At 52.3% G+C, this 11,356-nt stretch carries 8 protein-coding genes and 2 pseudogenes; 4 read left to right on the forward strand and 6 right to left on the reverse strand.

The window, feature by feature from the left end; genetic code table 11:
• Positions 1 to 69: 69 nt before the first annotated feature.
• The 4 genes and pseudogenes from HLB35_RS13355 to HLB35_RS13370 form a co-directional block, all read right to left on the reverse strand.
• A protein-coding gene (locus HLB35_RS13355; protein ID WP_422822459.1) for an IS3 family transposase occupies positions 70 to 1,202 on the reverse strand; the annotation gives its coding sequence in 2 pieces (ribosomal slippage) (positions 70 to 920 and positions 920 to 1,202; 1,134 coding nt in all).
• Between the two features lie 61 nt (positions 1,203 to 1,263).
• Positions 1,264 to 1,482, reverse strand: a pseudogene (locus HLB35_RS13360) (transposase); the annotation flags it as partial.
• A 169-nt stretch (positions 1,483 to 1,651) separates the two neighbouring features.
• A complete protein-coding gene (locus tag HLB35_RS13365) occupies positions 1,652 to 2,704 on the reverse strand; it encodes an IS4 family transposase (RefSeq protein WP_235937201.1) in 1,053 nt (350 codons plus the stop codon).
• A gap of 376 nt (positions 2,705 to 3,080) precedes the next feature.
• Positions 3,081 to 3,467 (reverse strand): annotated as a pseudogene (locus HLB35_RS13370) (DDE-type integrase/transposase/recombinase); the annotation flags it as partial.
• A gap of 137 nt (positions 3,468 to 3,604) precedes the next feature.
• Between HLB35_RS13370 and istA the strand changes: the two are divergent.
• The 4 genes from istA (at position 3,605) to HLB35_RS13385 (ending at position 8,027) form a co-directional block, all read left to right on the forward strand.
• On the forward strand, positions 3,605 to 5,071 hold the full coding sequence (gene istA, locus HLB35_RS13375; RefSeq protein ID WP_171702953.1) for an IS21 family transposase: 1,467 nt from the start codon (positions 3,605 to 3,607) through the stop codon (positions 5,069 to 5,071).
• A complete protein-coding gene (locus HLB35_RS18555; protein ID WP_328731915.1) occupies positions 5,068 to 5,547 on the forward strand; it encodes an ATP-binding protein in 480 nt (159 codons plus the stop codon). Before istA ends, HLB35_RS18555 begins: the two co-directional genes overlap by 4 nt.
• Positions 5,531 to 5,824 carry an ATP-binding protein gene (locus tag HLB35_RS18560; protein ID WP_328731917.1) on the forward strand — a complete coding sequence of 98 codons (294 nt, stop codon included), beginning with the start codon at positions 5,531 to 5,533 and terminating at the stop codon, positions 5,822 to 5,824. The genes HLB35_RS18555 and HLB35_RS18560 overlap by 17 nt, the downstream gene beginning before the upstream one ends.
• Positions 5,825 to 6,894: 1,070 nt before the next feature.
• Positions 6,895 to 8,027 (forward strand): IS3 family transposase gene (locus HLB35_RS13385; protein WP_422822460.1). Its coding sequence is split into 2 segments (ribosomal slippage): positions 6,895 to 7,177 and positions 7,177 to 8,027, totalling 1,134 coding nucleotides; the frame shifts between segments, so codons are not numbered across the junction.
• A gap of 282 nt (positions 8,028 to 8,309) precedes the next feature.
• On the opposite strand, the gene HLB35_RS13390 is transcribed toward HLB35_RS13385, so the two are convergent.
• Positions 8,310 to 9,324 (reverse strand): IS630 family transposase gene (locus tag HLB35_RS13390; protein ID WP_171702350.1). Its coding sequence is split into 2 segments (ribosomal slippage): positions 8,310 to 8,934 and positions 8,933 to 9,324, totalling 1,017 coding nucleotides; the frame shifts between segments, so codons are not numbered across the junction.
• A gap of 55 nt (positions 9,325 to 9,379) precedes the next feature.
• Positions 9,380 to 11,200, reverse strand: a complete 1,821-nt coding sequence (locus HLB35_RS13395) for a sensor domain-containing protein (RefSeq protein WP_171702954.1) — start codon at positions 11,198 to 11,200, stop codon at positions 9,380 to 9,382.
• Positions 11,201 to 11,356: the final 156 nt, after the last annotated feature.

Raw genomic sequence — 11,356 nt, forward strand, 5'->3', positions numbered from 1 at the left:
GTGAGGTGGACCCAATCAGTTGGACAACCTGATGGTATCCCTAAGCTATAATCCGGTTGTTTCCCTGACTCAGGCTGCCAGAGATATGGGTTGCCCGTAGTACACCTCATCGGGCGTTTGGTAATCAAGGGTTTGGTGGTACCGGGTCTGATTGTAATGCCAGAAGTACCGGTGGAGCGCCTGCTTCAAGTGTTGTCCATCCTCGAAAGCGGCAAGGTAAACACACTCGTATTTGACGCTGCGCCAGAGCCGTTCCATGAATATATTGTCATGGTAGCAGCCCTTGCCGTCCATGCTGATCCGGATGCCATGATCTTTGAGAACGTTTGTGAAGGCCTCACTGGTGAACTGGACACCCTGATCGGTATTGAAGATCTCCGGCGCTCCATGGCGCTGTAGAGCCTCCTCCAGGACATCGACACAAAAGTCTGTGTCCATGGTGTTGGAGACCCGCCAGGACAGCACCTTGCGGCTGTACCAGTCGATGATGGCGACCAGATACATGAAGCCCCGGGCCAGCGGAATATAGCTGATATCTGTTGCCCACACCTGGTTGGGGCGGTCGATTTTCAGCCCTTTGAGCAGGTACGGATAAACCTTGTGCCCGTCGCCCGGAATGCTGGTTCTGGGGCGTGGATACACCGCCTGAATGCCCATGGTGCGCATCAGCCTCTGCACCCGCTTCCGATTGACCCGATAGCCCTGGTGCTGCAAATGGGCACGCATCTTGCGAGAGCCATAGTACGGCGTTTCCAGGTGTTGCTGATCAATCAGATACATCAGGTCCAGATCCTCCTGACATGGCTCACGAGGGACGTAGTACACCGATGAGCGGCTCAGCTTGAGCAGCTCGCACTGGCGTGAAAGACTGATTTGGGGATGACCACGCTCGATCATTGCCAACCGCTGTTGGCGGCTTACTGATCGAGCTTGCGCGACAAAAAATCGCGTTCCACCGTCAGTCGACCAATCTCACGGTACAGCTCGTCTGTGCTGGGCTCATCGGATTGCTTGCCGACCTTCTTCTTGCCTTCGAAGAGGTCGGTAGCGTTCTCCAGCAAGTCGCGCTTCCAGGTGCTGACCATGGTGGGGTGGATCTGAAAACGAGCAGCAATTTCGGATGTGGTCTGGTCGCCCTTGATGGCGGCCAGAGCGACTTTGGACTTGAATGATGCGCTGTATTGTTTGCGTTTCTTGCTCATGATTCTCCTCCTTGTGGAGATGATGAATCATAGCTTAGGCACCTGTCCAAATTTTGGGGTCCACTTCATTGCCATTGTTTTTACGGAAATCTGCGATTGTTTTGAAATCCGGTGCCAGACGCTCTGTTAGCCACATAAGCTCAACATTACGCTGCGCCTCACGTTCCAGACGGCGGCTAGACTGAATGCGATTAAGATAGCCGTAGAGATAGATTTTTAAAAGAACAGCAGGATGGTAGGCGGGTCGACCTGTCGCATGAGGGTCAACGCCATTAAAGCCTGACGAATCCCCACGAATTTAGCGCTATGCGTCGCATAATGCCTGATCATGGGCTTCTTCTCTCAGGCTGGCCTTCAGCGATGTCCAGCAAGGCCAGGTCACAGCGCCGGAAGGTTGTCGACGCAGCCATTCCAGCCCAAGGCGCCATACCGATAAAACATTTCGATGGTCAATACTGTTGCTCTGGTAGTGTTTCTGTTGCCCTCTGGTTTTCACTCCCAGGCCAGCGACCATCATCGCCATATTGGCCAACATCGCGATCAGCAGCAGGATCTCGATACGCCTGCCCTGACGCGATTGATGCATACCAAAGCCCAGCCCCAAAAAGGGGGCTTTTGATGTCGCGAAAACCTTCTTCGATCTGCATTCGTTGCCGGTAGATGGCGACCACTTTTTTCGCCTGTGTCGAGCGCTTCGGCAGATTAGTGACCAATACCCAGGGTTCTTCCTGACGGCGGGCGATGGCTCGACTCGCACTGTCCTGAGAGACTTGTCCACGCTTGTTACGATCTTTACGCCCCTTGGGCGATTGGTGATAGAGCACCATCTGAGTCGTCCATGGGTTGCTGCGCGCTATCTGAACTTCTCCAAAGGCACTGGGTACCGAGGTGGCTTGCTGAAACAAGGAACTGACCGCCTGACACGCTGCATCGGATGCCTGATAATGGGTGGGGCTACGTACACGCCCGACGTAATACCAGCGACGCTTCTCTACAGCGCGAAACCACGGGTTACGAAAACCGGCATCGGTCACCAGCACAGGCGTTGCCCCTTCAGGCAACAGGCGGGCAATGGCTTCTAATAGATACGCTTCGCAATACGCACATCCATTTTTGTGATGAACCTTTTCAAAGATCGGCAATGAGCGCCCGGCAAAGGGGATAGCAGCACGCAGCAAAAATTGCTGCCCATAATGATCGATAGGCGACCAATCGACCAGAATCAGGGGGCGTGTCATATGACCGATCAACACATTAGCCACCAGCCAATAAAACAAGGGGCGCTCCTCGTGCAAATGGGGGTTGCCCAATAGCCGGTCGACGCGCTTGATGGTATGCCGAGGGGCTACCGGCCCTGGCAAAGCACGCCCGAGCGCTGTTAACCCCAATCGACGATCCGTCAGCAAGGCACCCACCGTATCCAGAAGTGCTTGAAGACGTTCGGCATGTATTGAGGGGAGTGCTGATGTGAGCCAATTGTGTAAGAATCGTGGGACCTGCATGGGTCTCCTTAGGCATATTGTTTGTTTGGCGATTAACAACATGCCGACTCATGCAGGCTTCTTCAACATTACCTACTGATTTTATTGAAGTGTTCGTGGGGATCCCTCAGGCTTAAAGTGGTGGCCGTTATTACGGACGGTGAGATGTCTTAGTGCGCCTGAGGAGCGGCCTATTCCTATTGCTCAACGACATCAGACGCTGCCTGCCTGATGTCGATTAATTGCGACTTCCACAGGCCTTAATCAGGTCAAATCTACATTAAGTGACGAACAGCCATTTTGCTGGTTGAAAGGTTAGTGACAGGGAGTCGCCTACCTATAACTTCATTTAATACTCGTTAAAGGTAGTTATAGTATTTTTAGATATTCAATGTTTTAGGTGGTGTGAATCTCTATCGGAGTGGTGGATTAAGTCCTCCGCTTTGTCAGGTTGACGGGCGTAAAGTGCCTGCTCCAGAGCATCAAGAACGAAATCCGTGGTCATCGTGCGGCTGACGCGCCAACCCACGATACGGCGCGCAAAGACATCAACGATAAAGGCTACATACAACCAGCCTTGCCAAGTGGAAACGTACGTGAAATCTGATACCCAAAGCTGATCCGGACGATCCGCAACAAACTGACGATTGACTCGATCTAGCGGACACGGCACTGATCGACCTGGGGCGGTGGTACGCAACGCCTTGCCTCGGCGAGCCCCCTGAAGGCCCAGATGTCTCATAAGTCGCTCTACGGTACAGCGGGCCACGGGAATGGCTTCCTGGTGTTCGGCGACAATTAGGGTGACCGGTTAACGACAATTATCTTGGCCGGTTGGGTGTAACAATTGGCCCCTTGTTTTCCAGCATGGAGCAAAGGGTGCCAGGCCAATACATAACCAACCGACAAGAGGAGCTGTATATGCAGCACCGACAAAATGGCGCAAGCCAGGAAATGGCTGCCGCCAAGGCTGGTGTCTCCGTTCGATCCGGGCGGCGTATCGAGACATCCACGCAAAAGCCCCGCGTTAACACCGAACGGGACTGGCGAACTCGGGAAGATCCACTGGAAGCGGTCTGGGAAACAGAGCTGCTCCCCTTGCTGGAAAACGAGCCTAAGCTGACCGGCACGACCCTGCTTGATTACCTACAAGAACAGTACCCCGAGCATTACGACCAGACCATCCAGCGCACATTGCAACGCCGCGTGAAGCAATGGCGAGCGTTGCATGGGCCGGAGCGCGAAGTCATTTTTCGCCAGCAGGCCGTTGTAGCGCAGCAGGGATTCTCGGATTTTACCCACCCGGATAACCCAGTTACGCTTCAGTCCAAGCCCTTTCCACACCTGCTCTACCAATTTCGGCTGGCCTACAGTGGCTGGCGTTCGGTTACCGTGGTTCAGGGCGGTGAGAGTTATGCGGCTCTGGCGACGGGATTGCAGCGAGCCCTACAGCAAGCTGGTGGCAGCCCGGTTGAGCACCGCACGGATAGCCTGAGTGCGGCACGCAATAACCGCCAGAATGTGTGGACCGAGGCTTACAGTGAGCTTTGCCAGCATTACCAGATGATACCCACCCAGAATAATCTGGGGCAGTCCCATGAGAACGGTGTCGTGGAGTGCGCCAACGGCTCGCTCAAGAAGAGGCTGCCACAACAGTTGTTACTGCGCGGCCACAGTAACTTCGAGAGTATTGCTACCTATCAGGCTTTTATCGATGGCGTTGTCGACAAACTCAACCAACGCACCCGGTCGCGTGTGCGTGAAGAGCAAGCGGCCTTGCAGCCACTCCCTGAGTTTACAGCTGCCGAGTATCAGACCCTCCACCTCAAGGTGACCCGCAGTTCGACCATTGAAGTCAGACGTGTTGTTTACACGGTGCCATCGCGCCTGATTGGCGAATCGATACAAGTCCGACTGCATCACGACAAGCTGGTGCTGTTCGTCGGTCAGCAGCCGGCACTGACCCTGGTGCGTGTTTACCCCAAGCCTGGCGAGAACCGCGCCCGCAGCGTCAATTACCAGCACATTATCCGTTCACTGGCCTCGAAGCCGCAGGCGTTCCGTTACTCTCAGTTGCGTGACGATCTACTCTCGGACGACATCTACCGCCAACTGTGGCAACTCGCCGATACGCACCTTGAGCCCCATGAAGCCTGCAAGTGGATCGTGACAACCCTGCGCCTGGCCTTCGAATACGATGACGAGCAATCGCTGTGGGAAGACCTGTTGATAGAAGCCCGGGCCGGCCGGTTCGCGTCAATTACCGAGATCCAGTCACGCTACCTTCGTAGCCATCCTGATCTCGAATTCTCAGCTTCACATCAACACACCCTGGTCAGTTATGACGATTTATTGTCTTCGATCCACAGCCAGCAGGCACCGATATGACCGACTCCGTCGCCTTACTGCTTAAAGAGCTCCGTCTGCCGGCCTTCCATCGTCACCATCAATCGCTCTGGGAAATCGCCGTTGAGAAGAACTGGTCACACGTCGACTACCTGGCAGCACTGTGTGAATACGAGCTCTCAGACCGCTACCAGCGCCGTACTCAGAAGTGGTTGCGCGAGGCAAAGCTTGCCGCCAACAAGACCTTCTCGGCATTGGACCAAAGTGAGTTCAGCCACCGCTGTAACACCGCACTGGCCAAGCTGCAACAAGACAGTGACTGGGCGCACCATGCCGACAATGTGCTCTTGATCGGCCCTAGCAGCACTGGGAAAACCCATATTGCCAATGCACTGGGCCATCAACTCACCGAGCAGGGAGTGCGCTGCAAACTGTTCCCAGCGATAGCCTTGGTTCAGGACTTACAACAGGCCAAGCGCGACCTCGACTTGATCACTGGCCATGACACGGCTGGATAAATATCGAGTCATCATCATCGACGACATAGGCTATGTGAAAAAGACGGATGCAGAAACTCAGGTGCTGTTCGAGTTTATCGCCCACCGTTATGAGAGTGGCAGCTTGATCGTCACAGCCAACCAGCCCTTTAGTGAGTGGGATCAGATCTTCCCGGACAGCATGATGACCGTAGCCGCCGTAGACCGGTTGATACACCACGCCACCATTATCGAATTAGAGGGGGAAAGCTACCGACGACAGCAACAGCTTAAGCAGGCTGAAAAGAGTAAAAAGTAAGACCACCCAACCGGCCATCATAGTTGTCGCGGACCGGACAAGATAGTTGACGCTAGACATCCTGGTTCATCTGCTTCCAGACTTTATCGGCACCATAGACGTTGAGATTGCCGTCCTAGACACGCTTGATGTGCGGTATCAACACTTCGTCGCGCTTGGCCCTATCACTGCGTAGTTCCGAATTGCGCTGCCGGGCTGCATGGCGGCGGTAGACCGATGGGACAACCTGCAACCAAGTTCATCCCCATCGTTTCTTGTCAATTGCGAGCAATTCGCAAGAAATAGTAAAAAGTTATATAAATCAATTGCTAGAGGTTTGAAAATGAGCCCATAACAACCCGCAAAAACAAAAAAATTTACTCGCATGTCAAACTTTCGCAAAGATTCTGGGCGTTATATACATAATGCTTGAAACTCGCACATGCTGGCATGCCCCTGCATGTTTAAAAGCTATCAACTCAACTCGCGCGCTATTGTCGAGCAAGCTAAATGCAAGGTGAAAGAGTGGCAAGCAAACCTAACCATCACAAGGAGAGCTTGAAAGTTGCAGTTCTCAATGGATATGCCAAAGTGTGCAAGCGATCTAATTCAACTTTTTAAAGTGACGTTTACTGCTTCTGAGGATGCGAAAGAAGAGGGCGTTCTGAGGAGGAAACTGGTACGCCAAATCTTATCATACACATCAGCAACCGGTGTGTATGTCGCTCTTGCTGAGGAGGGCAGCACATTATTCGGTGGTGGATGCTTCTTTACTCGTTTGACGTATGATAACGATTCTCGAAAGGTTTTTATTGGTTCATGGCTGTTACGCCAGAACAACACGGTAAAGGAACTGGGCAGCAGCTGTTTTACGCTATGGTTTAGCAATGCTGCGCGAATACCAAGTAGATGCTGTGCTGACGTATGGCGATTCTCGTTATTATACCAAAGTAGGGTTTGAGCCAATTCTCGAGCATAAAATCACCGCACCGTTTGCATTACAAGTGCCTCATGGTTGAACGGTGAAGTGGACCCCAAAATTTGGACAGGTGCCTAAGCTATGATTCATCATCTCCACAAGGAGGAGAATCATGAGCAAGAAACGCAAACAATACAGCGCATCATTCAAGTCCAAAGTCGCTCTGGCCGCCATCAAGGGCGACCAGACCACATCCGAAATTGCTGCTCGTTTTCAGATCCACCCCACCATGGTCAGCACCTGGAAGCGCGACTTGCTGGAGAACGCTACCGACCTCTTCGAAGGCAAGAAGAAGGTCGGCAAGCAATCCGATGAGCCCAGCACAGACGAGCTGTACCGTGAGATTGGTCGACTGACGGTGGAACGCGATTTTTTGTCGCGCAAGCTCGATCAGTAAGCCGCCAACAGCGGTTGGCAATGATCGAGCGTGGTCATCCCCAAATCAGTCTTTCACGCCAGTGCGAGCTGCTCAAGCTGAGCCGCTCATCGGTGTACTACGTCCCTCGTGAGCCATGTCAGGAGGATCTGGACCTGATGTATCTGATTGATCAGCAACACCTGGAAACGCCGTACTATGGCTCTCGCAAGATGCGTGCCCATTTGCAGCACCAGGGCTATCGGGTCAATCGGAAGCGGGTGCAGAGGCTGATGCGCACCATGGGCATTCAGGCGGTGTATCCACGCCCCAGAACCAGCATTCCGGGCGACGGGCACAAGGTTTATCCGTACCTGCTCAAAGGGCTGAAAATCGACCGCCCCAACCAGGTGTGGGCAACAGATATCAGCTATATTCCGCTGGCCCGGGGCTTCATGTATCTGGTCGCCATCATCGACTGGTACAGCCGCAAGGTGCTGTCCTGGCGGGTCTCCAACACCATGGACACAGACTTTTGTGTCGATGTCCTGGAGGAGGCTCTACAGCGCCATGGAGCGCCGGAGATCTTCAATACCGATCAGGGTGTCCAGTTCACCAGTGAGGCCTTCACAAACGTTCTCAAAGATCATGGCATCCGGATCAGCATGGACGGCAAGGGCTGCTACCATGACAATATATTCGTGGAACGGCTCTGGCGCAGCGTCAAATACGAGTGTGTTTACCTTGCCGCTTTCGAGGATGGACAACACTTGAAGCAGGCGCTCCACCGGTACTTCTGGCATTACAATCAGACCCGGTACCACCAAACCCTTGATTACCAAACGCCCGATGAGGTGTACTACGGGCAACCCATATCTCTGGCAGCCTGAGTCAGGGAAACAACCGGATTATAGCTTAGGGATACCATCAGGTTGTCCAACTGATTGGGTCCACCTCACGGGGATGTCTTTAACAAATGACAATCTACTACCGTTAAACGGCCAGTGCCATTGCGTATCAGCCCTGAATAACTCAGCGTTCTGGTAGGTGCGAGGGTAAGGACGAGCATCGCGTCACTCGTGATTATTGATTTGCATCAGTGGGTAGTTGGCATCGCTGCTCAAGTAAGCGGCGAAACTGTGCAGCGTTTAAAGGTCGGCTGTAGTAAGTAGTTATGCAAAAGTTATCGTGTTATCTACGCCATAACCGTTACAGACGCCTTTCACCGCCTGACAGAGCCTATCGAAAGAGCTATAGGCCGTCAGTGGTAACCAGCGATATTTGATTTCACGCCAAAGAATTTCGATCAGATTCAACTCAGGCGAGTATGGCGACAGATAAATCAGGTGAATACGGTGGGTCATCCAATCAATGATTTTCCGTCGAAATGCCTTGGAGTGATGCATTTTGGCATTGTCTAGCACAACAACAGCGAAGGCATCAGGATCTTTCTGTGCTGCAAATTGGTCAAACGCCTCTATAACCGTTTCACTATTCACCGTGTCCATTGTCATATGATGAAAGAACATCCCTTTTCTGGATAAAAAACCTAATACATTCAATCTCTTGCTATGAGAGTAAGCAGTGACTTCCCAGGGTTGCCCTATTGGGCTCCATGCATAAGGCAGTGATGAAGACTGCGAAAATCCAGTTTCATCAAAGAAGTAAAGATCACAGGTGCCGCTGTCTTCCCATTCTTTCAATGCGTTGATCAGGCCTTGCGTATTGCGGAAATCTGTCTCGTCACGCCGTGCCTTCAGCGAGTAGCGAACACGTTTACAACTGTTACCGTTTTTTTAGAGCACGACGTAGGGTATCTCGACTGACCACTTTCCCGGTTTTTTCTTGAAACTTGGCATGCAGCACCGGCAACTGATGAGGATGATCTTCAACAAGCTGCTGCAATAACGCTATCTCGCCATCATTGAGAAGGTTTGGCCGCCCGTCGCGGGGTTTGTCTTGCAGACCGTCAATACCGTCTGCTTCCCACTGGGATAGCCATGTCGATACCGTATCGCGCTTGACCCCGAGAATGTCACGAATTTGATTGATCGTGTGCCCTTTATGGCTCAATAAGATGGCATGAGCGCGACGGCGTAAGGCTCGCTTTTCACCGTACTGATAAGCGTTATTTACAATGCGCTGTTGGTCTGGTGTCAAAGAGATGAAGCGTAACGGCTTGGACATGATGTATCTCCTCGTTGAGTTACATCTTTATACCCTATAATTATTGCATAGGCACTTAATACCCTTGGCCAAAACGGCATCCCATTGCTCGCAAGGTTTCGCCAATGTCAGCCGTTTCAATGCCCTCTGCCAATACGTCTGCTTGAAGAGACTCTGCAATCATCAGTACCGCTTTCACCAGCTGACGGCTGAATGAATCTTGGCGTAGCTGAAAGACGAACCCCTGGTCGATCTTAATTTCGTCCACCGGGTATTGTTGAAGGTAGAGAAGTGATGAATACCCCGTACCAAAATCGTCCAGCGACAGCCGTAAGCCCATCTCACGTAGTGCATGCATCTGGTCCAAGAGGGACGTCGTGGCGTCGCTGAAGACGCTTTCGGTGAGCTCCAACACAAGCTCATTCGGTGAGGCCCCCGTCTCATCCAGAATACGCTTGACTTGATGAGGTAAGCTTCCTGTCTGAAACTGAATTAACGAGATATTAACGGCAACACTCACTGGCTGCAGGCCTGACGCCCGCCAAGCCTGTAATTGCTGACATGCATTACGCAATACCCAGGCACCGATAGGGGCAATTAGCTGACTCTGTTCCGCAATGGGAATGAAAACGCCTGGCGATATTAAGCCAAGCTCGGGGTGATGCCATCTTAGTAGTGCTTCGCAGGCGATTAGATGCCCTGTCTCCAAGTCGACTTTAGGCTGATAATGCAGCTCAAATTGATCGTCTTTAAGCGCCTGGTGCAGCTCGCGTGTCAACTGGATACGTAGTCGGCTATCTTCTTGTAGCTTGCCGTCGTACGCCACCCAAGGTTCCGACAATTTGGTACGGTGGTGCGATAGGGCTCGCTCTGCCTCACGTAAGAGACTCTGGATGGAACGCTCAGGCTGGTTAAGCGGCGTATAACCCAAACGAATAGATATCTCAATTTGGGTGCCCTCCAGGGCCATCGGCTGTGTTAACTCATTTAGCAATTGTTCAAGGCGCTCTTCTTCTGTCCTCGTGCAGTCAGGCGAGAGAAACACGATAAATTCATCTCCCCCGATTCGGCCAGTAAGCCTGGTCTCGTCAGCTCGCTGAGTTAATCGACGCCCGAACTCCTTTAAAAGCTGGTCACCGGCGTTATGTCCATAAGCATCATTAATGTCTCGCAACCCCACGATATCTATCGTAGCCACAATGCCATCTGCCAGCCAACCTTCCTTTTCGAGACGCGTTTCTAACACTTGCGTAAAGCCGCCGCGTGAGTAGAGCCCTGTTAATGCATCCTCGAAGGCGAGACGCCTGAGTTCTTGTTGTGCTTCTTTTACAGCGGTTATGTCTTGCTTGATAGCCACAAAATTGGCGACTTGCCCAAGGTCATCCTTGAGTGGCGAAATTAATTCGTGCTCCCAGTATAAAGAACCGTCTTTACGGCGGTTTTGAATTTCGCCTGTCCATACCTGACCGGTACTGATCGCCTGCCATAAACTTTTATAGGTGGCGTCTGGCGTATTTCCGCTTTGGATGTAAGCCGACGTTTTTCCAAGAAGCTCATCACGTGAATATCCAGAAAGCTTCTCAAACGCAGCGTTCACATACTCCATTTTACCCTTAAGGTCGGTGACGGTAATGGGAGCTGGGCTTTGTTCAGTGATATAAGCCAGCTTTCGTAACTCGCGTTCGCGTTCGCGACGCTGAGTAACATCCTGACAAGCGCCACTGACACCGATAATGCGTTTACGGTTGTCGTACAGGGGTTGGCCAACCGAACGTACCCACCGCCGTTGACCATCTGCCGCCACTATTTGCAGCTCTTCGTCATACGGTATCCCTTGTTCAGCACATGCGGTGAATTTCTGCATCATCCGCTCACGATGTTCCGGAATATAATACAATTCGTTTCAGACAGGAAGCTTGCCTCATCAAGTCAAGCGTATTCTGGATGAGACGGGGGCCTCAGCTTGTGTTGGAGCTCACCAGCGTCTTCAGCGACATACGACGTCCCTCTTGGACCAGATGCATGCACTACGTGAGATGGGCTTACGGCTGTC

It is taken from the genome of Vreelandella azerica, from assembly GCF_013112225.1.
Lineage (GTDB): Bacteria > Pseudomonadota > Gammaproteobacteria > Pseudomonadales > Halomonadaceae > Vreelandella > Vreelandella azerica.